The 25,348-nt window shown below is 39.8% G+C and carries 25 protein-coding genes and 3 other annotated features (1 of these 28 cut by a window edge); of the genes, 4 read left to right on the forward strand and 21 right to left on the reverse strand.

Annotated features, from left to right (window positions below):
* Positions 1 to 201: 201 nt before the first annotated feature.
* The 6 genes from trxA to ACFX4G_RS03385 form a co-directional block, all read right to left on the reverse strand.
* Entirely contained in the window at positions 202 to 516 is a 315-nt protein-coding gene (trxA, locus tag ACFX4G_RS03360) for a thioredoxin (protein ID WP_013059404.1), read from the reverse strand.
* A gap of 421 nt (positions 517 to 937) precedes the next feature.
* Positions 938 to 1,918 carry an electron transfer flavoprotein subunit alpha/FixB family protein gene (locus ACFX4G_RS03365; RefSeq protein ID WP_013085165.1) on the reverse strand — a complete coding sequence of 327 codons (981 nt, stop codon included), beginning with the start codon at positions 1,916 to 1,918 and terminating at the stop codon, positions 938 to 940.
* A gap of 33 nt (positions 1,919 to 1,951) precedes the next feature.
* Positions 1,952 to 2,725: an electron transfer flavoprotein subunit beta/FixA family protein gene (locus ACFX4G_RS03370; protein ID WP_097824658.1), complete on the reverse strand. Its 774-nt coding sequence runs from the start codon at positions 2,723 to 2,725 to the stop codon at positions 1,952 to 1,954.
* Between the two features lie 18 nt (positions 2,726 to 2,743).
* The gene (locus tag ACFX4G_RS03375; RefSeq protein ID WP_013059407.1) at positions 2,744 to 3,517 is read right to left on the reverse strand and encodes an enoyl-CoA hydratase; all 774 of its coding nucleotides are present in this window, start codon (positions 3,515 to 3,517) and stop codon (positions 2,744 to 2,746) included.
* Between the two features lie 79 nt (positions 3,518 to 3,596).
* Positions 3,597 to 4,181, reverse strand: coding sequence for a fatty acid metabolism transcriptional regulator FadR (locus ACFX4G_RS03380; RefSeq protein ID WP_013059408.1), 585 nt, complete (start codon positions 4,179 to 4,181; stop codon positions 3,597 to 3,599).
* Between the two features lie 112 nt (positions 4,182 to 4,293).
* Positions 4,294 to 5,991: an AMP-binding protein gene (locus ACFX4G_RS03385; protein WP_176521316.1), complete on the reverse strand. Its 1,698-nt coding sequence runs from the start codon at positions 5,989 to 5,991 to the stop codon at positions 4,294 to 4,296.
* Between the two features lie 213 nt (positions 5,992 to 6,204).
* Between ACFX4G_RS03385 and ACFX4G_RS03390 the strand changes: the two genes are divergently transcribed.
* Positions 6,205 to 7,311 (forward strand): 5-methyltetrahydropteroyltriglutamate--homocysteine S-methyltransferase, encoded by a 1,107-nt coding sequence (locus tag ACFX4G_RS03390; protein ID WP_097824660.1) that lies wholly within the window; start codon positions 6,205 to 6,207, stop codon positions 7,309 to 7,311.
* Positions 7,312 to 7,462: 151 nt separating this feature from the next.
* Here the strand turns inward: ACFX4G_RS03390 and ACFX4G_RS03395 are convergent, their stop codons facing one another.
* The 5 genes from ACFX4G_RS03395 to zapA all read right to left on the reverse strand — a co-directional run bounded on the left by ACFX4G_RS03395 (position 7,463) and on the right by zapA (position 13,160).
* Positions 7,463 to 7,870 (reverse strand): DUF350 domain-containing protein, encoded by a 408-nt coding sequence (locus ACFX4G_RS03395; protein WP_013059411.1) that lies wholly within the window; start codon positions 7,868 to 7,870, stop codon positions 7,463 to 7,465.
* Positions 7,871 to 8,051: 181 nt separating this feature from the next.
* Positions 8,052 to 10,415, reverse strand: coding sequence for an endonuclease MutS2 (locus tag ACFX4G_RS03400; protein WP_013085170.1), 2,364 nt, complete (start codon positions 10,413 to 10,415; stop codon positions 8,052 to 8,054).
* 19 nt (positions 10,416 to 10,434) lie between these two features.
* The gene (gene polX, locus ACFX4G_RS03405; RefSeq protein WP_377572844.1) at positions 10,435 to 12,147 is read right to left on the reverse strand and encodes a DNA polymerase/3'-5' exonuclease PolX; all 1,713 of its coding nucleotides are present in this window, start codon (positions 12,145 to 12,147) and stop codon (positions 10,435 to 10,437) included.
* Between the two features lie 198 nt (positions 12,148 to 12,345).
* Positions 12,346 to 12,903 (reverse strand): CvpA family protein, encoded by a 558-nt coding sequence (locus ACFX4G_RS03410; protein WP_014458067.1) that lies wholly within the window; start codon positions 12,901 to 12,903, stop codon positions 12,346 to 12,348.
* On the reverse strand, positions 12,900 to 13,160 hold the full coding sequence (gene zapA / locus ACFX4G_RS03415; RefSeq protein WP_013059415.1) for a cell division protein ZapA: 261 nt from the start codon (positions 13,158 to 13,160) through the stop codon (positions 12,900 to 12,902). Before zapA ends, ACFX4G_RS03410 begins: the two co-directional genes overlap by 4 nt.
* Before the next feature lie 143 nt (positions 13,161 to 13,303).
* Here zapA and rnhC point away from each other — a divergent pair, with 143 nt between their 5' ends.
* Positions 13,304 to 14,218 carry a ribonuclease HIII gene (gene rnhC, locus ACFX4G_RS03420; RefSeq protein ID WP_318330912.1) on the forward strand — a complete coding sequence of 305 codons (915 nt, stop codon included), beginning with the start codon at positions 13,304 to 13,306 and terminating at the stop codon, positions 14,216 to 14,218.
* Positions 14,219 to 14,251: 33 nt separating this feature from the next.
* On the opposite strand, the gene pheT is transcribed toward rnhC, so the two are convergent.
* The 3 genes from pheT to ACFX4G_RS03435 all read right to left on the reverse strand — a co-directional run bounded on the left by pheT (position 14,252) and on the right by ACFX4G_RS03435 (position 18,817).
* A complete protein-coding gene (gene pheT / locus ACFX4G_RS03425) occupies positions 14,252 to 16,666 on the reverse strand; it encodes a phenylalanine--tRNA ligase subunit beta (RefSeq protein ID WP_377572846.1) in 2,415 nt (804 codons plus the stop codon).
* Positions 16,667 to 16,679: 13 nt separating this feature from the next.
* Positions 16,680 to 17,714, reverse strand: a complete 1,035-nt coding sequence (gene pheS, locus ACFX4G_RS03430) for a phenylalanine--tRNA ligase subunit alpha (protein WP_377572848.1) — start codon at positions 17,712 to 17,714, stop codon at positions 16,680 to 16,682.
* A 54-nt stretch (positions 17,715 to 17,768) separates the two neighbouring features.
* Positions 17,769 to 18,004: a binding site (T-box leader), on the reverse strand.
* A gap of 48 nt (positions 18,005 to 18,052) precedes the next feature.
* A complete protein-coding gene (locus ACFX4G_RS03435; RefSeq protein WP_198530619.1) occupies positions 18,053 to 18,817 on the reverse strand; it encodes a TrmH family RNA methyltransferase in 765 nt (254 codons plus the stop codon).
* 140 nt (positions 18,818 to 18,957) lie between these two features.
* On the opposite strand from ACFX4G_RS03435, the gene sspI reads away from it, so the two are divergent.
* The gene (gene sspI, locus ACFX4G_RS03440; protein ID WP_013059420.1) at positions 18,958 to 19,164 is read left to right on the forward strand and encodes a small acid-soluble spore protein SspI; all 207 of its coding nucleotides are present in this window, start codon (positions 18,958 to 18,960) and stop codon (positions 19,162 to 19,164) included.
* 56 nt (positions 19,165 to 19,220) lie between these two features.
* On the opposite strand, the gene ACFX4G_RS03445 is transcribed toward sspI, so the two are convergent.
* Together ACFX4G_RS03445 and ACFX4G_RS03450 are read right to left on the reverse strand one after the other, a co-directional pair.
* On the reverse strand, positions 19,221 to 20,306 hold the full coding sequence (locus tag ACFX4G_RS03445) for a M42 family metallopeptidase (protein WP_377572850.1): 1,086 nt from the start codon (positions 20,304 to 20,306) through the stop codon (positions 19,221 to 19,223).
* A gap of 77 nt (positions 20,307 to 20,383) precedes the next feature.
* Positions 20,384 to 20,872 (reverse strand): dUTP diphosphatase, encoded by a 489-nt coding sequence (locus tag ACFX4G_RS03450; RefSeq protein WP_016765695.1) that lies wholly within the window; start codon positions 20,870 to 20,872, stop codon positions 20,384 to 20,386.
* Positions 20,873 to 21,004: 132 nt separating this feature from the next.
* Here ACFX4G_RS03450 and ACFX4G_RS03455 point away from each other — a divergent pair, with 132 nt between their 5' ends.
* Complete coding sequence (locus tag ACFX4G_RS03455) at positions 21,005 to 21,382, forward strand: hypothetical protein (protein ID WP_016765696.1); 378 nt, start codon at positions 21,005 to 21,007, stop codon at positions 21,380 to 21,382.
* A gap of 18 nt (positions 21,383 to 21,400) precedes the next feature.
* On the opposite strand, the gene ACFX4G_RS03460 is transcribed toward ACFX4G_RS03455, so the two are convergent.
* From ACFX4G_RS03460 to thrS, 5 genes are all read right to left on the reverse strand, one after another.
* Positions 21,401 to 21,661, reverse strand: a complete 261-nt coding sequence (locus tag ACFX4G_RS03460; protein ID WP_013059424.1) for a DUF1294 domain-containing protein — start codon at positions 21,659 to 21,661, stop codon at positions 21,401 to 21,403.
* Positions 21,662 to 21,721: 60 nt separating this feature from the next.
* Positions 21,722 to 22,081 (reverse strand): 50S ribosomal protein L20, encoded by a 360-nt coding sequence (rplT, locus tag ACFX4G_RS03465; RefSeq protein WP_013059425.1) that lies wholly within the window; start codon positions 22,079 to 22,081, stop codon positions 21,722 to 21,724.
* Between the two features lie 39 nt (positions 22,082 to 22,120).
* Entirely contained in the window at positions 22,121 to 22,321 is a 201-nt protein-coding gene (gene rpmI / locus ACFX4G_RS03470) for a 50S ribosomal protein L35 (RefSeq protein ID WP_013059426.1), read from the reverse strand.
* A gap of 21 nt (positions 22,322 to 22,342) precedes the next feature.
* A complete protein-coding gene (gene infC, locus ACFX4G_RS03475) occupies positions 22,343 to 22,846 on the reverse strand; it encodes a translation initiation factor IF-3 (protein WP_013059427.1) in 504 nt (167 codons plus the stop codon).
* A 69-nt stretch (positions 22,847 to 22,915) separates the two neighbouring features.
* Positions 22,916 to 23,038 (reverse strand) — a sequence feature (ribosomal protein L20 leader region).
* Positions 23,039 to 23,209: 171 nt separating this feature from the next.
* Positions 23,210 to 25,168, reverse strand: coding sequence for a threonine--tRNA ligase (thrS, locus tag ACFX4G_RS03480; RefSeq protein WP_211186090.1), 1,959 nt, complete (start codon positions 25,166 to 25,168; stop codon positions 23,210 to 23,212).
* A 44-nt stretch (positions 25,169 to 25,212) separates the two neighbouring features.
* Positions 25,213 to 25,348: a binding site (T-box leader), on the reverse strand (it continues 113 nt past the right edge of the window).

Genomic DNA, 25,348 nt, shown 5'->3' on the forward strand with positions numbered 1-25,348 from the left:
ACTCTGTCCATCTATACATTCGCTTATGAAGCGTAACCTACATTCTTTCCTGCCCTACAATACATGCACATAAGCCGGATTTATGGCGGTGTTCCTTACATCTAGTATAAAACAAACGAACGCATATTCGCTAAATAAAAGTATTCCCAAAAGAGAAAAAGTGGAGAAAAAGAAAAAACCTAGCCTGAGCTAGGTTTTGACTTACGCGTGTTTATTAATTAATTCTGTTAATGCTTCTTTTGGTTGGAAACCAACTACTTGATCAACTTTCTCTCCATCTTTAAATAATACTAAAGTTGGGATACTCATAACACCAAATTTTCCAGCCGTTTCTTGGTTTTCATCAACGTCTACTTTCACGATTTTAACTTTATCGTTAAGTTCGCCATCGATTTCTTCAAGAACTGGAGCAATCATTTTACAAGGGCCACACCATGGTGCCCAAAAGTCAACAAGCACTAGGCCTGATTTAATTTCATCTGTAAAGTTTTTATCTGTAGCATGTGCAATAGCCATTTTAATTCCTCCTAAATATATGCAATATCCAAATTCTACTCACAGTATATCACCTTCAAATAAGGTTTGCTAACTTTTTGCTTACATTTATACTGTTTATTCTCCGCTCTAGTTTGTACAATTCACATAAAAACATACGTAGAAAATTTCGTTTTCCATGAGGCTGAGACATAACGAAATGAATCCTATCTAAAGACGAACGAATAGTATACAAGGGCTGAACCGCTTGCGACACCGCAGATGATTTCTGTGTAAGACTTCGCTTTCTGCAGGAGTCTTCGCCTTGCCCTCCAATCAACTGCTAGAAAGACCCACACACATGAAACCTGCGTTTACCCTAACAAAAAAACGAACCACTAATCAAACATCTTGATCAATGGTTCATTTTTCACTTCGTCTAAAATCCTTTTGTCTCAGCCTCTTACGCAGACTGTACTTTCAGCTTTTTGAATTCTTCCGTTAGCAGAGGCACCACTTCAAATAAATCTCCAACGATTCCGTAATCAGCTACTTTAAAAATATTCGCCTCAGGATCTTTGTTAATGGCAACAATAATTTTTGAATTTGACATGCCGGCCAAATGCTGAATGGCTCCCGAGATTCCGCAGGCAATGTATAAATCTGGTGTGACTACTTTGCCCGTCTGACCGATCTGAAGAGAATAGTCGCAGTAATCTGCATCGCACGCTCCCCGAGACGCCCCAACAGCTCCATTTAACACGTCCGCTAGTTCTTGGAGAGGTCCAAAACCTTCCGTGCTTTTTACACCTCGACCACCTGCAATCACGACTTTTGCTTCGGATAAATCAACCCCTTGCGTTGCTTTCCGTACAACTTCTTTTACAACTGTACGCAGGTTTTTGATTTCAACATTTAAATCCTCTACATCGCCTGTACGTCCCTCATCTTTTGCAAGCGGTGAAATATTATTTGGACGAATCGTGACAAACGTAAAAGCATCGGTCATGATTTTCTTTTCAAATGCTTTACCAGAATAAATTGGGCGGGTGAAGACTACTTGATCCCCTCCAACTTCTACATCCGTCACATCTGAGATAAGTCCTTTGTCTAAGCGAGCTGCCAGTTTTGGCGCTAGGTCTTTGCCAAGAGCCGTATGGCCAAATACGATAGCTTCAGGTTGTTCACTTTCAATGATGGCTAATAACGCCTGAGCATAACCATCCGATGTGTAAGCAGCTAAATCTTCATGCTCCGTCACAACAACTTTATTCGCTCCGTATGCAATAAGCTCTTCACTTAAAGCTTTTACGTCCTTTCCTACTAACGCTGCAACAATTTCCCCACCGTCAGCTACAGTAGACGCTGCGGAAATCGCTTCAAACGATACGTTTCGTAATCCCCCATCACGTGCTTCTCCTAGAACTAACACTTTGCGTCCCATTGCAATACCCCCATTGTTTTAACTTTTGACTTATTAAATGACTTTTGCTTCTTTATGCAGTAAATTGACCAGTTCTATCACTTGATCTTTTATATCTCCTTGTAGTACGCGTCCTGCGTCTTTTTTCGGAGGCAAATAAATTTCAATTGTCTTTGTTTTTGCTTCTACATCATCTTCATCTAAATCTAAATCATCCAATTCCACTTCAACCAACGGTTTCTTCTTCGCTTTCATAATCCCTGGAAGAGATGGATAGCGAGGTTCGTTAAGTCCCTGCTGAGCTGTTACTAAAAGAGGAAGCGACGTTTCGATAACCTCGGAATCACCTTCCACATCGCGTACAACAGTCACTTTTTCACCTTCGATATCCAATTTTGTAATCGTCGTAATATAAGGGATTTCTAACTGTTCTGCTACGCGCGGTCCCACTTGGCCCGAACCTCCGTCAATCGCTACGTTTCCTGCCAAAATTAAGTCAGGAGATTGTTCTTTTAAGTACTGTGCCAGCAGCCTAGAAGTCGTGTACTGATCGCCATCTTCTATGTCATCTTCCGTATTGATTAAAACCGCTTTATCTGCTCCCATAGCCAAAGCTGTTCGGAGTTCTTTTTCTGATTCTTCCCCTCCTACACTCACGACCGTAATCTCCCCGCCATGCTTTTCCTTTAGCTGAATAGCTTCTTCAACTGCATACTCATCGTAAGGATTAATAATAAATTCAGCCCCATCTTCAACAATTTGACCATTTTTTAATGAAAGTTTCTCCTCTGTATCGAATGTTCTTTTTACTAACACGTAAATATTCATTCAATTCCCCTCCTAAGCTTATTTTCCTAAAAATTTAGGCTGGCGCTTTTCAATAAAAGCGGCTACGCCTTCTTGAGCATCCCTGCTTTTGAATACGCTTCCAAAAAACTGCGCTTCTTTTTTGATGCCGCTGTAATAAGCATCTGTTTTTACATGCTGAAGCAGCTGCAAGGTGGCTTTAACAGAGATTGGGCTTTTTTTGGCAATTTTTCTAGCAAGTAAAAATGTTTCATTGATAAGCTGACTTTCTTCAAAAGCTGCATTTGCCAATCCTAACTCCACTGCCTCGCTTCCGGATATTGGATCACTTGTCAGCATCATCTCACAAGCCTTATGAACTCCTACATAACGAGGTAATCGCTGAGTTCCTCCAAATCCTGGTATAATCCCTAACTGGAGCTCAGGCAAGCCCAGCTTAGCATTTTCTGTTACCAAACGGATATGGCAGCTCATAGCAAGCTCCAACCCTCCGCCTAAAGCAGCTCCATGAATAGCTGCAATCACTGGTTTTGGGTAATTTTCAATATACTCAAAGAGCTCTTGACCGTTAACAGCAAGCTTCTCGTATTCTTTTTCCTGCTGAAGTGATGTGAATTCTTTTATATCAGCCCCGGCACAAAAGAATTTCCCTTCACCTTTAATGACGATAACCCTTGTCTCTTTACTATCTTCTAAATGTTTTAAAACACTTGAAAGATCTTTTAATAAGTCTTGAGACAAAGCGTTAGCAGGTTGTCTATTCAACGTAATGAAGCTTATTGCATCAACAGTTTCAACCTGGATAATCTCCATTTGTTTACGCCACCCTTTCTTTCTATTTTCATTACCTTGCGCTTTTCCCCTCGCAGGGGAGCAGCAGGCTCACTTACGATTATGAGCCGCTGCAGCCGTTTAACAGCAGGGAATGGACTTTATCTACCGATTCTATTAGACCATATCGATGATCGTTCATTACCCATGTTGTGACAGTTTCATCAATCGTTCCAAAAATCATCTGTCGCGCAAGACGAATATCTATATTTTCAGAAAACTCACCCGTTTCGATTCCTGTCTGCAAAATAGAATCAATGAGAGTCAGATAATCTTTTAATACATCGTTAATTTTCAATCTTAAATCTTTGTTCGATTGACGCAGTTCGAGCTGGGTCACTGTAGCTAAATGATGATCCTCCGCTAGAAACGAAAAATGTTTGTCAATTAACACATGAAGTTTTTCTGCCGCGGTTTCAATTCCCGCCAGTTCTTCATAAATTTTTTCTACAAATTGTCCCATCTTCTCTTGAAACAAGGAAATCAAGACATCTTCTTTGTTTTTAAAATATAAATATATCGTACCGTCTGCAACTCCAGCCTGCTTAGCAATTTTAGAAACCTGAGCATTGTGGTATCCGTTTTCTGCTATTACTACTACAGCTGCATCGATAATCTGTTTATACTTTGGCTTATTTCTTCTCAATCTTATACGCTCCTTTAAAATATGAATGATTATTCATTCATATCTTTATAATAAAGAAACCGCAAGTATCTGTCAATTATGTTTCAGTAAAAAAATCAAAGGCGACGATCGATTACGTCGCCTTTTTATGCTTTTCATTTTCTTCATCAATCAGCGCTCGTCGCAGAATCTTACCGACCGCTGTTTTGGGAAGCTCATTTCGAAATTCATAAAGGCGCGGAACTTTATAAGCAGCTAAATACTTTCTAGAAAACTCATTTAACTCTTCTTCAGTACATCTTACACCATTTTTTAATACAATGTAAGCCTTCACCGTTTCTCCTCTATATGGGTCAGGAACACCCACCACTACAGCTTCTTGAATTTTTTCATGCTCATATAATACTTCTTCAACTTCTCGAGGATAGATATTATATCCCCCGGCAATAATAATATCTTTCTTCCGATCTACTACATAAAAATAACCTTTATCATCCATATAGCCAACATCACCTGTTAGCAACCATCCGTCTCGCATAACAGCCTCCGTTTCTTCAGGCTGCTTCCAATATCCTTTCATTACCTGAGGACCTTTAACCGCAATTTCTCCTACTTCGCTTACAGCAGCTTCTTTACCTGTTTCAAACGAGAGAATTTTGGCATCTGTGTCTGGCCAAGGCACTCCAATGCTTCCTGGTATTCTCTCTTTCCAAAGAAAATTAGCATGAGTAACAGGAGAGGTTTCCGTTAATCCATATCCTTCCACTAATTTACCTCCGGTGAGCTTTTCAAACTGCTCCTGCACTTCCACAGGAAGTGGAGCCGAACCGCTCATACATGAATCAATAGAAGATAAGTTGTATTTTGCTAAATCAGGATGGTTTAATAATGCAATGTAAATCGTCGGCGCACCTGGAAATAAAGTAGGCTGCTGCTTATGAATGGTTTTGAGCGTCGTTTTTGCATCAAATTTAGGCAGAAGAACCATCTCATAGTTTTGCAAAACCGATAAAACAAGAACCGTTGTTAAACCATAAACATGAAAAAATGGGATAATTCCAAGCACTTTTTCTTCTCCATGCCTGCAGCGGTATAACCAATGTGAACACATCGTTGCATTGGCTACCAAGTTTTTATGAGTAAGCATGACTCCTTTTGGAAAACCTGTTGTTCCCCCGGTGTATTGTAAAATCGCGATATCTTCGTCTGAAATTCCCTCAGCGTTACATACTGCGGGAGAGGATTCATCTATAATACGTTTAAATAAATGAGTAGTCTCCGTATGACTCACATCCACGCTTATCTTCTGCTGTTTGCGCTGAATAAATGGATACATTATGTTTTTGGGAAATGGGAGATAATCTTGAATAGAGGTGATGACTACGTGCTTTATTTTTGTTAACGCTTTCATTTTTACTACACGCGGATATAGCAAATCGAGTGCAATAATCATGGTCGCTTCTGAATCATTAAGCTGATACTCTAACTCTCTTTCCGTATACAAAGGGTTTGTTTGAACGACTACTCCTCCGGCAAGCAGAACCGCATAGAAGGAAATGACAGCTTGAGGGCAATTTGGAAGCATAATGGCTACTCTATCCCCTCTTTTTAATCCCAGTTCAATAAGGTAAGATGACAGCTTCAGAGAATCTTGATGCAGCTGGGAAAACGTCATTTTTTTCCCTAGAAAATAGATTGCGCTTTTTTTAGGATCCTTTTGAACTGCTTCTTCAAAAAGCTGTGCTAAATTTTTTTGTTCATAATGAAGCCTAGCAGGTATTTCATCCGGATATTGAGAAAGCCATATCTTTTCGGTGGATTCCACACGCATCCTCTCCCTCAAAAAAAAATAAAAAATTAGAATTTTCTAATTAAAATTATAGTTCATTCTTTTTTTAGATGCAATCGTTATTGAATGTTCTCTTTCCTACCTAATCACTCTTTCATCCTGCAGCGTAATAAATAAAAATTGGATTTACCCCTGTACATTATCCGAATTTTTTGTATATAATAAAAATTAGATTTTTTTAAGGAGCTGTATGAATTGACAACAACATTGACTAAAGGACCGTTCAAAGCAGATCACGTTGGAAGCTTTTTGCGTCCCGAGCGTATCAAACAAGCACGATTACAAGTGGAAAACGGGGAAATGACAAAGAAACAGCTTCGAGCAATTGAAGATGAAGAAATTCGTAAACTCGTAGAAAAGCAAAAAGAAATTGGATTAAAAGCCGTCACAGACGGTGAGTTTCGCCGCGCGTGGTGGCACTTTGATTTTCTGTCAGAGCTTGTTGGCGTAGAACTTTACGAAGCAGAGTCGGGAATTCAGTTTCACGGAGTCCAAACAAAAGCTCACGGTATAAAAGTGACTGGAAAACTAGATTTTAATCACCACCCTATGATTGAAGATTATAAATTTCTTCATCAAGCTGCTGGAAAAGAACACGTAGCTAAGTTCACCATTCCAAGTCCTAATATGCTATTTTTCAGAGGTCATATTGAAGAGTCTTCTTACTCGGATACGGATGTATTTTTTGCTGATTTAGTTAAAACATATCAAAAAGCCATTCAAGCATTTTATGATGCCGGATGCCGCTATTTACAGTTAGATGATACTGCGTGGGCAGTCTTTTTCTCAGAAAAAGGACAAGAACAAATCGCGTCAAAAGGTTTTACGCCCCAAGAATTACTGAAACGTTTTACAGATGCGATCAATGAATCCATTGTGCATAAGCCAGATGATATGGTCATTACAATGCATATTTGCAGAGGGAATTTCCAGTCCACTTATACAGCAAGCGGCGGATATGAAAATGCGTCCAAAGCTATTTTCAGTCAGTTAAACGTAGATGGACTATTTTTAGAATTTGATGATGAACGCTCAGGAGGATTCGAACCTCTTCGACATGTAAAGCGAGATGATCTTCAGATTGTCCTTGGTCTTATCACATCAAAATTTGGAGATTTAGAAGATCCTGAAGCAGTGAAAAAACGAATTGCTGAAGCGGCAGAATTTGTTTCTCTTGATCAAATTTGTTTAAGTCCCCAGTGCGGATTTGCTTCTACAGAAGAAGGAAATTTACTAACTGAAGAACAGCAGTGGGATAAAGTAAAGCACGTGATTTCAATTGCTGAAGACGTATGGAAGTAGTCATTAAAAAAGCTGACCTGCTTTAAGGTCAGCTTTTTTGGTGTCATCATGATGTTAGGAAAAGCTATATAGATAAATAGATAAGACCAATAAGCATAAACACTCCGCATAAAACGAGTAAAATTTTCGCTAACTTCTCCATGACTCTCTCCTATCCTATCCCTGCTCCTATTACATAGGACATACCGATTGAAATAACAAGTGAAATAAATCCAACGGCTCTGTTATCTTGTTCAATTTCGTCATCGATTCGAAATTTTGGCGTCAAAAATTCGAAAATAAAATAGCTGACTAGTAAAAGAACGAATCCATATATTCCCCACCCTAGCATTCTTAACAAGTTGTCGTTATGCTCAATCGAATAGCGAAAAATATTAGCTAATCCAAATATTTTTCCACCTGTTGCCATCGCAACAGCCATATTTCCTTTTTGAATCTCTTCCCAATTCTTATACTTAGTAACGAGCTCAAACACAACAAGAAAGACGACAATGCTCAAGACAACCACGCTGTAATAAGCGGCGGATTCAATATACGGGTCTTTCCAAAAATCCCTCATTTTTGCATCACTCCTAATTTATATTACGCTCCACGTAATGAACTGACAGGTCTCTTTCCTTTACTTGTATCGTTCTTAAAAGAGATAGAAAACCCAGCATAGTCCATGAGCCATGTCGGATTTTCTATCTTCATATATGCTTGTTCAGCGCATCGACTGACACCTTTATTTCAGCACTCTTTTATTTAAATTCCACAACCGTAACGCCAGAACCTCCTTCAGAAGCTTCTCCGAAACGAATATTTTTGACAGAACGATGATTTTTCAAATATTCCTGTACACCTTTACGAAGAGCTCCAGTTCCTTTACCGTGGATAATCGAAACGCGCGGATAGTTGGCTAATAAAGCATCATCAATATATTTTTCAACTCGAATCAGCGCATTTTCATAGCGCTCTCCTCTTAAATCCAGTTCTAGATTTACATGATAATCTTTTCCTTTTACCGTAGCAAGCGGCTTCGTTTCTACAGGTTTTGGAGAACTGATATATTCGAGGTCTTTTTCTTTCACCTTCATTTTCATAATTCCCATTTGTACTTGCCATTCATTATTGCTTACTCGTTCCACAAGCGTTCCTTTTTGTCCCCAGCTTAAGACTTTCACTTCATCTCCAGCTTGAAGAGTGCGCTCTTGTTTTTTCGGCACAGCCGGTTTCTTTTTACTTTTTTCAAGAGTTGGAACTGCATCTTCTAGACGCTTACGCGCCTCAATCAATTCATGCTCTTTTACAAGCGCATGATTTTTTTGACTCATTTTACGCAAATCGCTAATGATTTTCTCTGCTTCTTCAGATGCTGCTTTAACTGTGGCTTGAGCTTTTTCTTCAGCTTTTTCGTACAGCTTATCTCGTTTTTCATTAAACTCAATAATCTGACTCTGTAATTCTTTATGAAGCTTCTGAGCCTCTTTTCTTAGCTCTTCAGCTTCTTCTAGCTCGTGTTCAGATTGACGACGGCTATCTTCAAGAGAGGCAATCATATTTTCTACTTTATTTGTTTCTGAGCCAATATAGCCTTTGGCACGTTCAATTACTTCAGCACTTAAACCTAAACGTTTTGAAATCTCAAAAGCATTGCTTCGGCCCGGTACACCAATCAGCAGCTTGTAAGTAGGGCTCAATGTTTCAATATCGAACTCTACGCTAGCATTGACCACTCCTTCACGGTTATAGCCGTACGCTTTTAATTCAGGATAGTGAGTAGTCGCAACTACGCGAGCGCCTCTTTCATATACTTGATCTAAAATGGAAATCGCAAGCGCTGCACCTTCTTGAGGATCCGTTCCTGCTCCCAATTCATCGAACAAGACCAGACTTTCGTGATCTACTTTTTGTAAAATATCTACAATGTTGACCATATGAGATGAAAAGGTACTCAAACTTTGTTCAATCGACTGCTCATCTCCAATATCAGCAAATACGTGTTTAAACACAGCCATTTCCGATCCATCCAGCGCAGGAATCTGCAAACCTGCTTGAGCCATTAACGTAAATAATCCAAGTGTTTTTAACGTTACGGTTTTACCGCCGGTATTTGGCCCTGTAATAACGATAGACGTATATTGATCACCTAGCTCAATATCATTGGCAACGACATCTTCCTGTGCAATAAGAGGATGTTTTGCCTTCACTAACTTAATATAGCCTCGATCGTTCATTTTAGGTTTTGAAGCTTTTAGCTCATGGCTATAGCGCCCTTTAGCAAACATGAAGTCCAGCTCACCTAACAGATAAACGTTTTGACGGAGTTCATTTGCCACTTCCGCTACCTGAACGGTTAAAGCAATGAGAATACGCTCAATTTCTTGTTTTTCTTTTACTTTTGCTTCTTGAAGCTCATTGTTTAACGTCACAATCGCCTGAGGCTCAATAAATAAAGTTGCTCCGGATGAAGACTGATCGTGCACAATGCCTCCATACGCACTGCGATATTCTTGCTTAACAGGAATAACAAAACGTTCGTTTCGAATGGTAACAATTGCATCTGACAACATTTTTTGAGCAGACGAGGAGCGAATAAGGCTCTCTAGCTTTTCTCGAATACGAGACTCCGTTGAGCGAAGTTTTTGACGAATGCCTCTTAGCTGGTCGCTTGCACCGTCTAGCACTGTACCATTCTCATCAATACTCATTTTAATTGTTTGTTCTACCTCAGGAAGAGGCATTAGTTTTTCGATATGTTCAGTTATAATTGGAAGCTGTAAATCTTCGTCTTCCACTACTTGCTCGATAAATTGCTTGACTTGTCTTGCAGCATAAATAGTGCTTGCTACATCAAGAAGTTCATTAGAGCTTAGCGTTCCCCCAATTTCAGCGCGCTTCACGCTAGGTCGAACGTCAAAAATGCCCCCTAGCGGTACGTTGCCACGCAATCGCAGCACAGTTGTAGCTTCATCTGTTGCTTCCTGCCATTTGACTACTTCTTCATACTGAGTCGAGGGAATCAAATTCGCTACTTTTTCTCGGCCTAAAGAAGAAGCTACTTTTTTCTGAAGCTGTTCCTTAACTTTATTAAACTCTAGTACATGAAAAATACGTGATTGCAAAACTGATTCCTCCTGTTGCTTATTTATGTCGATTTAAAAAGGCGGTTAATTCTTTGAGACTATACGTATTTAATACCGTTTCTGGTTTAAGCCAGCCTTTAATTCCAGTAGATATTCCAATTTCCATATGCTCTAGCATGTCTAGATTGTGAGCATCTGTATTAATAGCAATTTTAACTCCTGCCTCTTGGGCCTTTTTTATGTGTTCAGCGGCTAAATCTAAACGGTTTGGATTCGCGTTTAGTTCAAGAGCCGTTTTTGTTTCTTTAGCTAATTCAATCAACATATCAATATCTACATCATATCCGTTGCGGCGACCAATCAAACGACCGGTCGGATGAGCGATTAAATCTACATGAACATTGTTTAACGCTTGCTTTAAGCGATTCATAATTTCTTCGCGTGATTGCGAAAAACTAGAGTGAATGGACGCAATAACAAAATCTAGCTCAGCTAGCAGTTCATCATCATAATCAAGTGTTGTATCAGGCAAAATATCCATTTCAATTCCTGCTAGTATTGTAAAATCATCGAACTGTGCGTTTAAACGATTAATTTCTTCACGCTGTTTACGAATGCGTTCAGGCGTTAGACCGTTAGCTACTTTTAAATACTGAGAATGGTCTGTAATCGCCATGTACTCATAGCCTCGTGCGCGACATGCTTCCGCCATTTCTTCAATCGAATACGCCCCGTCGCTCCACGTGGAGTGCATATGCAAATCACCTTTTACGGCACCGTAGGTCACAAGGGTTTGAGGCTTTACAAATGCATCTACTTCCGTTCCATCTTCACGAAGTTCCGGCGGAATAAAAGACAGCCCAAAATGTTCATAGAATGCTTGTTCAGACTCAAAAGTCATCACTTCGCCTGTCTCCGCATTTTCAACGCCATACTCGCTAATTTTTTCACCGCGTTCTTTTGCTAATTGACGCATACGCACATTATGATCTTTTGATCCTGTAAAATGGTGAAGCGTTGTGGCAAACGCTTTATCTTCTACAAGACGAAAATCCACAGACACATCGCACTCATAGGCTAACGTTACCGATACTTTTGTATCTCCATTTGCAATGATATCCTTCACATTTGGCAGCGATACTAGCTGTTCACGGACAGCATGAGGCTCAGCTGTTGAAATAATAAAATCAAGATCTTTTACGGTTTCCCTCATGCGGCGAATGCTCCCTGCTTGAGAAAAACGCTCAATGCTATGCATCTGTTTAAGGGCTTCTAAAATTTCTTCCGCTATTGGAAGCATAAAAGCAAGAGGCAAACGATCAGGACGCTTCCCAAACTCTTCAATGGCAGCGATAATTTTTTCTTCTGTCTTTTTACCAAAACCGCTTAGTCCCTGCACTCGATTTTCCATACAGGCCTGATGCAGTGATTCCATATCTCGAATATCTAGCTCTTTATATAATTTAGCGATTTTTTTACCTCCAAGCCCCGGCAGCTTAAGCAAAGGAATAAGTCCTTCAGGAACTTCTTGCTTTAGTTCTTCTAATACGCTTGACTCATTTGTTTCCATATACTCTGTAATGACTGCAGCCGTTCCTTTTCCAATCCCTTGGAGCTTGGTAAAATCCTCAATCTCTGTCAGCGTTCTTTCGTCCGTTTCTAGCGCTGCAGCTGCTTTTCGAAAAGCGGAAATTTTAAAAGGGTTATCTCCCTTTAATTCCATATATGTAGCAATTGTTTCTAACAATTTAATAATATCCTTTTTATTCATCTCTTTTCACCAGCCTATTATCATAATAACGAAACTTTCAAAAACATGATGAGTGACATATTTACTCTCTCAAGTTTTCATCTAGACATACTTTTATCCTCATGAAAACCGCAGATCAGACTGCGATAAAAAAAGAGGGTATCTCAAAAGTATTATGACACTTTCGACACACCCTCTCAACAAGCTATTGTAATTTCATTACATTACACCATACTGAGTCCACAAATCTTGAATCGCAGACGATAAGTATGGAGTATTTTGTACGATATTGATTGCAATTGAAGACTGTTGAATTGGCGTTTGAATTTCACTTACAGGAATCACGGCTCCAATGTATAACAAAATAAAAACGATGATATACACTTCAACGAATCCAAGTGCACCTCCGCCCCATTTATTTAACTGGCGCAGAATTGGCAATTCGGTTAAAGCCGTTAAAACAGAGCCTGCAAGGCGAAGTACAATGTGAGTAGCAAAAAATAAAATCGCAAATGCAATCATTCGATAAAAAGCGTCTTCTATCGTTCCAGAATCAAATACAAACGATGCGACACTTTGCTGCTGAATATTGTCCGGAAACGGAATCAGCAAGCGAAGTCGGCTTGCCAAATCTCCACTAAACATATAAGCGACGATAAACGAAACCGCAAAACTGACAATATGAATGAGCTGCAAAATAAATCCTCTTTTAAGACCTGTTACAAAGCCTAGAAGAAGCAATATAATTAAAATGATATTAAGCATTGACTCAGTCATTCCTCTTTTCCATAAAGTTTTTGTTCAAGTCTCTCATAGTCTTCTTTCAGTTTTATATATTCGTGTACAGCATTCACAGCTGTTAATACTGCTAATTTATTGATATCTAAAGAAGGGTTTTTAGTACTGATTTCACGCATTTTTTCATCCACTATAGAGGCGACAAGTCGAATATGGCTTGTACTTTCGCTACCGACGATGCTGTACTGCTGACCAAAGATGTCAACTGTCGCACGTGTTTTATCTTGTCTTGACACGAGAAAATCCTCCGTTCCACGAAAAATCCTAATCCCTATCATACCACGAAGAAGACTTCAATGGAAACATATCTATATTTAAGCTATCATAAGGGATAGTGCTTATAAAGTAAACTAAAATACCCCGAAAGGAGTGAAGCATTATGTCACATGCTGTTATTAAGGTATCAGCTGATAGAATAGCTAAAATGAAGCTTCATTACACATCCTATCTGCAGCCCAAACTGCCGCAGGGAAGTATTTTTTCGGCTAAAACTCCCGGCTGTTCTATCACTGCGTACCGCTCTGGAAAAGTACTTTTTCAAGGAAAAGAAGCTGAAACAGAAGCGGCTAAGTGGGGAGGCTCTTTAGATGCTGCGAAAAAGGCTCCTGTCTCACACCTCCCATCAAACTTCAGCTCACTATCAGTCATCGGTTCTGACGAAGTAGGGACAGGAGATTATTTTGGTCCTATGACCGTAGTTGCTGCCTATGTTCAAAAAGAGCAGCTTCCTTTGTTAAAAGAATTAGGAGTACGAGATTCAAAAGAGTTAACAGATGCTAAAATTATTGAAATTGCCAAGCAGCTTGTTTCTTTTATTCCCTATAGTTTGCTTGTTTTACATAACGAAAAGTATAATGCATTTCAAGAAAAAGGCATGTCACAAGGTAAAATGAAAGCTCTGTTGCACAACAAAGCTTTATCCAACGTGTTAAAAAAATTGGATCCTGAAAAACCCGATGCCATTTTAATTGACCAGTTTGTCGAAAAAAACACCTATTATAAACACCTGGTAAAGGAAAAAGAAATTATCAAAGAAAATGTCTTTTTCAGCACAAAAGGAGAAAGCGTTCATTTATCTGTAGCTGCTGCTTCCATTATTGCCAGATACGCATTTTTAAAACAAATGGATTTGCTGACGGAAAAGACCGGGATGGTTATTCCTCGTGGAGCTGGCGCACAAGTTGATATTGCCGCTGCTAAAATCATTAAGAAACATGGCGTGAATGCGCTGAACTCTTTAGCTAAAATTCATTTTGCTAATACGGAAAAAGCTTTAAAATTAGCTAAAAAATAAGAGATGTGGAAATCCACATCTCTTTTCTTATTCTTATGAACGAAGCGTTGCACCAAATTCTTTTTCTACAGCCTCTAACACTGCACCATGTGCTTTTGCTACTTCTTCGTCAGTTAATGTACGTTCAGGATCTAAGTATCGTAAAGAGAAAGCTACAGATTTCTTGCCTTCTTCCATACGCTCGCCTTCATATAGATCAAATACCGTCACGTCTTTTAAAAGTTCTCCGCCCGTCGTATAGATGACGCGCTGAACTTCTCCTGCAAGAACGTTTTTATCTACCACAAGTGCAATATCACGTGTAATAGATGGGAATCTTGGAATAGCTGAATAACGAACTTCTTCGACATCTGCAGCTAATAGCTCTTGAAGGTGTAATTCAAATACGTATGTTTCACGAAGACCATACTGTTTCTGAGCAACAGGATGAACTTGACCTACGTATCCAATTTCTTTTTCATCTAACCATACAGCCGCTGTACGTCCAGGGTGCATACCGTCTTTTTTAACAGGAGCATATGAGATTCGTTTCTCCAAACCAAGCTGTGCAAATAACCCTTCTAGTACACCTTTAATCACATAGAAATCAACGACTTTCTTTTCACCTTGCCAGCCGTGAGCATGCCATAGACCCGTGATTGCACCTGCTACGCGCTCCTGCTCATCCGGTAATTCTCCTTCACCTTTAGATAAGAACACTGAGCCTGTTTCGTATAGCGCAATAGAATCCGACTGGCGAGCATTATTATGCTTCACTGCTTCTAGCAAATGAGGCACTAAGCTTTGACGAAGGATACTGCGATCTTCACTCATCGGCATTGCTAGACCAATCGTACTTGTTGCATTTAGTGCAAACTGAGTAGCTTTTTCAGCGCTCGTTAGCGAATATGTTGTTGCTTGTGCTAGTCCCGCACCTTCTAAGAAACGGCGAACTTTACGGCGTCCAAGCTGATACTCTGTTAGTTTTCCTGGAGTTGCCACTGTTACAGGAAGCGTTGTAGGAAGGTTGTCATAGCCATACATACGTGCTACTTCCTCGACGATATCTTCTTCAATTGTAATATCGCCTCTACGAGTTGGCACTGTTACAACAATGGTTTCGTCTTCCACTTTGTTTTCAAATTGAAGACGGTTCATAATGTCTTGTACTTCTTCCATTGATAACTCTGTACCAAGCACATCGTTAATACGGCCAAGTGACACAGCTACAACAGCAGGTTCCACAGTTAGTGTATCTACTTCTACAGTACCGCTTACCACTTCACCTGAAGCGTATTCAGCCATTAATTCTGCTGCGCGGTCAGCAGCTACACGCGTACGGTTAGGATCAATTCCTTTTTCAAAACGAGCGCTTGCCTCACTGCGAAGACCGTGGTCTTTTGAAGCTTGGCGAACCGTTAAGCCTTTGAAGTAAGCTGATTCAATGAGAACATTTACCGTATCGTCTTTTACTTCGGAGTTCGCTCCGCCCATTACACCTGCAAGAGCTACCGGCTCACTGCCGTTTGTAATGACAAGCTGATTGCCTTTTAATACGCGCTCTTGATCATCAAGTGTTACAAACTTTTCGCCTTTTGACGCGTGACGTACAACAATTTCTTTTGAACCAAGACGATCATAGTCAAAAGCATGCAGCGGCTGGCCGTATTCAAGCAAAATATAGTTGGTAATATCAACAACGTTGTTATGAGGTCGAATACCAGCTGCCATTAAACGCGTTTGCATCCATAATGGTGACGGAGCAATTTTTACGTTTTTCACAACGCGCGCTACGTAAAGCGGATTGTCTTCTTTTGCCTCTACTTTAACGGAAATATAATCAGCTGCTTGCTCATCAGACGTTTGCACGTTTACTGACGGATACTTCACTTCACGACGTAAAATAGCAGCCACTTCATGTGCTACGCCTAACATACTTAAGCAGTCTGAACGGTTTGGTGTTAGCCCTAGTTCTAATACTTCATCGTTTAAGTTTAATGCATCTAGTGCATCCGCTCCTACTTCAGCATCGCTTGGGAACACGAAGATGCCTTCTTGATAATCTTTTGCCACAAGCTTGCTTTCAATGCCAAGCTCTTGAAGAGAACAAATCATACCGTTCGATTCTTCACCGCGAAGCTTAGCACGCTTGATTTTAAAGTTACCTGGAAGTACAGCTCCCACTTTTGCAACCGCTACTTTTTGACCTTGTGCCACGTTTGGTGCTCCGCACACGATTTGAACGATTTCTCCTCCGCCAAGATCTACTTGACAGCGGCTTAATTTATCAGCATTCGGATGCTGTTCACGTTCTACAACGTGACCAATTACCACTCCGCTGATGCCTTTATTTAAGTTTTCTACACCTTCAACTTCAATTCCACTTTTTGTGATTTTATCTGCTAACTCTTCTGCCGTTACGCCTGATAAGTCAACATACTCTTGTAACCAACGATAAGATACAAACATCGTAGCCCCTCCTTTATACTTGTTTAAATTGATCTAAGAAACGAACATCATTTGTATAGAAATGACGAATATCATCCACGCCGTGTTTTAACATAGCAATACGCTCTACACCGATTCCAAAAGCAAAACCACGATATTTAGTTGAATCGTATCCAGCCATTTCAAGGACATTTGGATGAACCATGCCAGCTCCTAAAATTTCAATCCAGCCTGTTTGTTTACATACATTACAGCCTTTACCTCCACATTTTGCACACGATACGTCTACTTCTACAGACGGCTCAGTGAACGGGAAGAAACTTGGACGAAGACGAATTTCACGGTCTGCACCGAACATCTTTTTCACAAATACTTCAAGCGTGCCTTTTAAATCGCTCATACGAATGTTTTCGTCTACTACAAGACCTTCAATTTGCATGAATTGATGAGAATGCGTAGCATCATCGTCATCGCGGCGGTACACTTTACCCGGGCAAATAATTTTAACAGGTCCTTTGCCTTCATTCTTGTTCATAACACGAGCTTGAACAGTTGATGTATGCGTGCGAAGAAGCGTTTCTTCCGTAATATAAAACGTATCTTGCATATCACGTGCTGGGTGACCTTTTGGCAAGTTCAGCGCTTCGAAATTATAGTAGTCCTGCTCTACTTCCGGTCCTTCTGCTACTTCATAGCCCATTCCTAAGAATAAATCTTCTACTTCTTCAACCACGCTTGTTAGCGGGTGATGCGTACCTGCTTTAACAGGGCGTCCTGGCAGCGTTACGTCGATTGTTTCTGAAGCAAGTTTACGCTCTACCTCAGCTGCTTCTAACGCCGTTTGTTTTTCTTCAATTTTAGATGCAATAGCTTCACGCACTTCATTTGCAAGTGCTCCCATTGCAGGACGCTCTTCAGCTGAAAGTTTTCCCATACCGCGAAGCACTTCTGTGATAGGGCCTTTCTTTCCTAAATAAGCTACGCGTACGTCGTTTAATTCTTTTAAAGCACTTGCTGCTTCGACTTTTGCAATTGCTTCTTGTTGAAGTTCTTGTAAACGTTCTTTCATCACTTATTCCTCCTTTTAACGTAAAAAATGACAAATAAAAAAACCTCCTCCCAAAAAAGGGACGAGGATTAGTCGCGTTACCACCCTTGTTAACTATATACACAGACGTATACAGTTCACTTCATTCAAGTTAACGGAATCTCCGGAACACCTTTACATCTATGTAAGATGGTCTAAGTGTCAACTCAAGAGGTGAATTCACTTATTACATTTATAAAAATGCTTTCAGTCGCGGCATTTTCTCCCTGCATAAACGGACATAAGCTACTGCTCTCTTTCATCGTTTTTTACATATGTAACTATTGTATTATTATAGTGAAAACACGTTCTCGATGCAACTACATTCCGCGTAAATAATAAAGTAAGATTCCAGAAGCGATGGCAACATTTAGCGACTCGCTCTTTCCATAGATGGGAAGGTACAGATTCTGATCCGTTTGTTCCAGCACTTTCTCGCTTACGCCGTTTCCTTCATTTCCCACAATCAGCGCAAATTCGTTTGAAGGTTTTACGCATGAGTAGACCTTTCCATTTTGTAGGGACGTGCCGTAAACTGCTATTCCTCTTTCTTTTAACAGTGAAATCATTTCGAGTAAATCGCTTTTTACAATTGGAAGATGAAAAATAGCTCCTTGCGTTGAACGAACGACTTTGGGGTTGTACACATCCACGCTGCCCTCTCCAACGATAATAGCGTCCACTCCGGCAGCATCAGCGGTTCGAATAATCGTACCTAGGTTACCTGGATCTTGCACCGCATCTAAAAGCAATACTTTCTGTGCTGTATGAATGATTTCTGCATGCTTCGTTTGAAAACACACAGCGATAATTCCTTGAGGTGTTTCGGTGTCAGATAATAATTTGATTATTGCTTCGTTGACAACGGTTATTTCAATACCGTCTATGTTCCACTGTGCTGGCACTTCGATTGATTCGCGTATAATTAGTTCCTTTACGCAATCCTTATTTTTGATAGCTTCTTCGACTAAATGAAAGCCTTCTACCATAAAAAGGCCCTGCTTATCACGGTCTTTTTTATTATGCAGCTTTTTCCACGCTTTTACCTGCGGATTTTTAACTGAATCAATTTGTTTCACAAACATAACTCCTTTATCTATATAAAAATAAATAGTTCGATTACATTTTGCTCAATAATCATTAGATAAGTTTCACTTTATTGTACATAGAAATCGCAAAGAAAACAAAAACTATTGGTAACTTTACGATAGCTGAGGTGAAAATGATGGATCTTAATTTACGAAATGCTGTTATTGCAAACGTTTCAGGAAACTCAAAAGAAGAGCTTGAAGCTACAATTTCTGACGCTATTCAAAGCGGCGAGGAAAAAATGCTCCCTGGACTTGGTGTTTTATTTGAGGTGCTTTGGGAAAAGTCTCCAGAATCAGAAAAAGAAGAAATTCTGACAACGCTTGAAAACGGTTTAAAATAAATAGCCTTGTCCTATGTACAGCAAAAAGCTCATTCTCCTAGGAGAATGAGCTTTTTTTAATTATACGTAATTGCGTTTACCGTATTTCGGTCTAAGCGTTTAATTACTTCCGCAATTAATTTAACTGCATTTTCATAATCCTCACGATGAAGCATTGCTGCATGAGAATGGATATAACGAGTTGCGATCGTAATTGAAAGTGCTGGCACCCCGTTAGCTGAAATATGGATAGAACCTGAGTCCGTACCGCCTCCAGCGATTGCATCAAATTGATATGGAATATTTAATTCATCTGCCACATCTACCACTGTATCTCGAAGTCCTTTATGAGAAACCATGGAAGCATCATATAAAATGATTTGCGGACCCTCTCCCATTTTAGAAGATGCTTCTTTATCAGAAACACCAGGTGTATCTCCAGCGATGCCGACATCAACAGCAAATGCAATATCCGGTTCAATAAAGTTAGCGGATGTTTTTGCACCTCGAAGTCCAACTTCTTCTTGCACCGTTCCTACACCATACACAACATTTTCATGTGTTTCATTTTTTAAAGCTTTTAATACATCGATAGCGATTGCACAGCCGATACGGTTATCCCAGGCTTTCGCTAGCAGCATCTTTTCGTTGTTCATAACCGTAAATTCGAAATAAGGCACAACCTGATCACCAGGTTTCACTCCCCACTCCGCTACTTCTTCTCTGCTAGAGGCACCAATATCGATGAACATATCTTTAATGTCAACTGGCTTTTTACGAACTTCTGGAGGCAGGATATGAGGAGGCTTTGAGCCAATAATCCCCGTTACCTCTCCTTTAGATGTAACGATGGTTACGCGTTGAGCAAGCATCACTTGAGACCACCATCCGCCTACCGTTTGAAAACGAATAAAGCCGCGTTCATCAATTTGAGTCACCATGAAGCCTACTTCATCTAAGTGACCGGCTACCATAATTTTAGGCCCTTGTTCGTTGCCCACTTTTTTTGCAATCAAACTGCCTAGCCCATCCGTCGTTACTTCATCTGCATAAGGTGCAATATATTTCTTCATAACCTCACGCGGTTCACGCTCATTGCCAGGAATTCCTTTTGCATCTGTTAGTGCTTTAAGCATCGTCAATGTTTCATCTAACTTTGTCATATGGATTACCCCTTTCATATGTATACCTCTATTATAGCTAAAAAGAGGTTGAAGTAAAATTTCCCATCCCTTTATTTCTAGTATCCTTGTTCTTGGCGTTTAAAATTCACTTCATTTTTTGAGATGTACGCCTTTTCAATATGTTCAGCGGAAAAACCAAACATATCGCCAAGCGTCATGTAAGATACAAACATGTCCACATAGTTTTCTTTCGACTGATCCTGCTCGAAAGCAGCAACTTGTGCAAATACCTGTAAAAATTGTGCTGTTTTTGAATCACTTGCTTTTGCATCTGGTAACTCAGTTAAATCATCGTATCCTTTTTCAATCCCTAAAGAAAGGATAAAATGTACACCGTCCACAAATTCTTCTAAAATAACAGCGTCTTCAGCCGGAGGTTTGACGCTCCAAAATTTGAAGCAGCGCGTTTCGTTTGCCAGCTCTCCCATTTCGACAAGCAGTGCTAAAAGCTTTCTCGGAATCAAATCTTCCTTATGAAGCTCATGCTTATCCTCTATATGCTGATCCAGCTGGCGCTGCATGGTAAATAGCTGTTGTAAATTCAATGTAATCACTCCTGTAATTATGTATATCTTCTTCTTTTTAAACCAATAAAGAAATTATATCAAAAATCATGAAACTTTTTAGAAACTCGAACGTAAAGTAAGAAAACTGTGCCTTGTAAAGGAGGGAGCGTTATGTTTGTTATTGTTATCGTTCGCGTGTTCATTTTCGCGCTTGTTGCTTACACACTATTAAAGCTGGTTCAGCATTTTCGCAGTCCAAAGCGGAAGCTTGTAGCAGCTCAGGAACATCAGCAATTTTTTGTCGTTGACGAAAAAACGAATATCCGCAAAAATTTTCTACTAACGTATAAAGGTATTTTATTTGAAGGAGAAAAATACAGCAATCCCAATGAACCAGAATCTTTGTCAATTACAATGGTGTTAACAGATCCATCTCGATTACATGAACTGCAAAAGCAAGATTTCAAGCTGCTGGAAAGCCACGTACACGACATGTATCCAAATGCTCCTATTCGCTGGAAAAGCCCCGTTCGAGAATTTTTACACTGAGCACAACATCATTTGTGCTCAGCTGATAACAAAAAAGAAAAGTAAATCAAGAGCAGCAAGAATAGGAAAACCTACTGTAAACGATGTGTGCTTCGTTTTATGACGATAGCAATACATACCAATTAGTCCTCCAAGAGCTCCTCCGATAGCAGCTACCGTCCACAGTGTGCTTTCGGCAATTCTCCACTCATGTCTTTTCGCTTTTTGTTTATCTCTATACATCATTCCTACCCCTACTATATTAATAACAATAAAATAGGTAAGCAGCAGTTCATTCATGATATGTCCTCCGATAGCAAAAAAGCCTCATCATCTAAAGATGACGAGACTTTATATTCATTACTTATCTAAGCCTTTTTTAGCAGCAGTTGCTAATTCAGCAAATGCTTTTTCATCAGCTACAGCTAAGTCAGCAAGCATTTTGCGGTTAACTTCAATACCTGCTAATTTTAAACCGTGCATTAAACGGCTGTAAGAAAGACCGTTCATACGAGCAGCTGCATTAATACGTGTGATCCATAATTTACGGAAGTCACGTTTTTTCTGACGACGGTCACGATAAGCATACATGTGAGATTTCATAACTTGCTGATTAGCAACTTTATATAATCTATGCTTCGAACCGAAGAAACCTTTAGCTAATTTTAAAACTTTTTTACGACGTTTGCGTGTTACTGTACCGCCTTTTACGCGTGGCATAATTGTTTACCTCCTGTATTGTTTCTATCTCAACCCAAATTACTTAATGTTATCTAATAAGTGACGGATACGTTTGAAGTCACCTTTGCTTACTAAAGAACCTTTACGTAATTTACGCTTTTGTTTTGTAGATTTGTTAGCGAATAAATGGCTTGTGTAAGCACGAGCACGTTTTAATTTACCGCTTCCAGTCTTTTTGAAACGCTTTGCAGCGCCACGATGTGTTTTCATTTTTGGCATGGGGTGTTCCTCCTCGTTCTATTACTTTTCGTTTTTAGGTGCCAAGACTAAGAACATGCTGCGGCCTTCCATTTTAGGAGCCGATTCAACTGAACTTACATCTTCGCAAGCTTGTGAAAAACGTTCAAGTACTTTTTGGCCAATCCCTTTATGAGTAATGGCACGACCTTTAAAGCGAATAGACGCTTTCACTTTGTCACCTTTTTCAAGGAACTTGCGTGCGTTACGAAGTTTAGTGTTAAAATCATGTTCATCAATTGTTGGACTTAAACGAACTTCTTTTAAGTTTACAACTTTTTGGTTTTTACGAGCTTCTCTTTCTTTACGTTGTTGCTCATAGCGGAATTTACCGTAGTCCATAATACGACATACCGGCGGTTTCGCATTTGCAGCAACCATTACTAAGTCAAGATTTACTCGTGAAGCAATTTCTAATGCTTCATTTTTTGATTTAATTCCTAATTGTTCACCATTTTGATCAATTAGACGAACTTCGCGAGCTCGAATGCCCTCGTTTACCATCATGTCCTTGCTAATAAGTAGCCACCTCCAAGGTTTAATGAGCGAATACGCTTGCTTAGACCGATTATTAACTCACACAAAAAAGTGTGAGTACATACTGCACCCACACTTCTATCGTTTTAATTAAGATACGATGTACCTGCTAACTGCTCTATGCGTCACTCAGGTGAGAAGCGGGTGCTTCTTCTTCTGTATAAACAAGTATTCAATTACTTAAGCTATTATAGTATCAACAAAGACAAAAGTCAATGATTTCGTTCTTTTTTCACAACAAAAATTATTGTATCAAAGGAAAAACATTTATGCAACAGTTTTTTATAAATGTTAGATAAAAAAGCAGAGAATTTCAATTCTCTGCTTTTTTCATTAGCGAGATGCTTCTGCTTTTACATTTTGTAAAAAGGCTTGGAAGTCCACTGTTTCTGAATTCTGCTCACCGTATTTACGTACGTTTACTGCTTTATCTTCTACTTCTTTATCCCCTACAACAAGCATATAAGGAATTTTTTGCATTTGAGCCTCACGGATTTTATAGCCGATTTTCTCATCGCGAGAATCAAGTTCCACACGAATACCCGCCAGCTGAAGCTGTTCTTGCACTTCTTTTGCATACTCAAGGTGAACGGTAGGTGATACCGGAATCACTTGAACTTGTACAGGTGCTAACCACGTTGGGAAAGCTCCTTTGTATTCTTCGATTAAGAAAGCTACAAAACGTTCCATTGTTGACACCACGCCGCGGTGAATAACAACCGGTCGATGTTGTTTTCCGTCTTCTCCTACATACGTTAAATCAAATCGTTCAGGAAGTAAGAAATCCAATTGAACCGTAGATAGCGTCTCTTCTTTCCCAAGGGCTGTTTTAACTTGAACGTCTAGTTTTGGACCGTAGAATGCCGCTTCGCCTTCAGCTTCATAATAATCAAGGTCAAGTTCATCCATTGCGTCTTTTAACATGCTTTGTGCTTTTTCCCACATTGCATCATCATCAAAGTATTTTTCTGTATCTGCAGGGTCACGGTAAGATAGACGGAATGAATAATTTTCAAATCCAAAATCTTTATAAACCGCTTCAACTAAGCGAACTACACGAATAAATTCTTCTTTGATTTGGTCGGGACGTACAAAGATATGCGCATCATTTAGCGTCATGCCTCGAACACGCTGAAGTCCTGATAATGCTCCTGACATTTCGTAGCGGTGCATCGTTCCAAGCTCAGCAATACGGATTGGAAGCTCACGATAGCTGTGAATACCTTGTTTGTAAACCATCATGTGATGAGGACAGTTCATCGGACGAAGAACCAGGTCTTCGTTATCCATTTCCATTGCAGGGAACATGTCATCTTGGTAGTGCTCCCAGTGACCAGACGTTTTGTAAAGTTCTACACTTCCGAGCACTGGAGTGTAAACGTGCTGATAACCAAGGCTTACTTCTTTATCTACGATATAACGCTCGATAATACGGCGGATCGTCGCACCTTTTGGAAGCCATAAAGGCAGACCTTGTCCTACTTTTTGAGAATTTGTAAATAAGTTTAGCTCTTTACCAAGTTTACGGTGATCACGTTCTTTTGCTTCTTCAAGAAGACGAAGATGCTCGTCTAAATCTGCTTTTGTAAAGAATGCTGTACCGTAAATACGCTGCAGCATTTGATTATCGCTGTCTCCGCGCCAATAAGCACCCGCCACGCTTAATAGTTTAAATTCTTTAATTTTGCCTGTTGACGGCACGTGCACGCCTCGGCAAAGGTCAAAGAATTCGCCTTGTTGGTAAATCGTAACCTTTTCACCTGCTGGAATCGCATCGATCAATTCAAGCTTCAGTTCATCGCCAACTTCTTTAAAAAGTTGAATGGCTTCTTCACGAGAAACTTCTTTTCGTTCAATTTCAATATTTGAATTAACGATTTTTTTCATTTCTTTTTCAATTTTACCTAAATCTTCAGGAGTAATTGATTCTTCCATATCGATGTCATAGTAAAAACCGTTTTCGATAACCGGCCCTACACCTAGCTGTACTTTTGTATCTTTGTATAAACGTTTGATTGCTTGAGCCATTAAATGCGCTGTACTGTGACGCATAATTTCAAGCGCTTCAGGAGCATCTTGTGTAATGATTTCAAGACTGCCATCTTCTTCGATTGGCGTACGTAAATCCAGCAGCTCGCCGTTTACTTTGCCTGCTAATGCTTTTTTCTTTAATCCCGGGCTAATAGAAGCCGCAATATCTTCTGTTGATGATCCTTTTGGATACTCTTTAACAGCTCCATCAGGGAATGTCATTTTGATTACTTCTGACACAACTTTCCACTCCTTTAACATAACTGAATAAACTTTTTGTAAAAACAAAAAACTCGTCCCTTATCAAAAGGGACGAGTTGTGTATACACGCGGTACCACCCTTGTTTCCTCTTCGTATTCTGGATAACCCAAAGAACCCGAAGCGGCTCGAGGTTTTATAACGGAAATTCCGTCAGTAATTACTAGAGGCTCTGCTCGTTT

Source organism: Priestia sp. YIM B13486, assembly GCF_042787865.1.
GTDB classification, from domain to species: domain Bacteria; phylum Bacillota; class Bacilli; order Bacillales; family Bacillaceae_H; genus Priestia; species Priestia megaterium.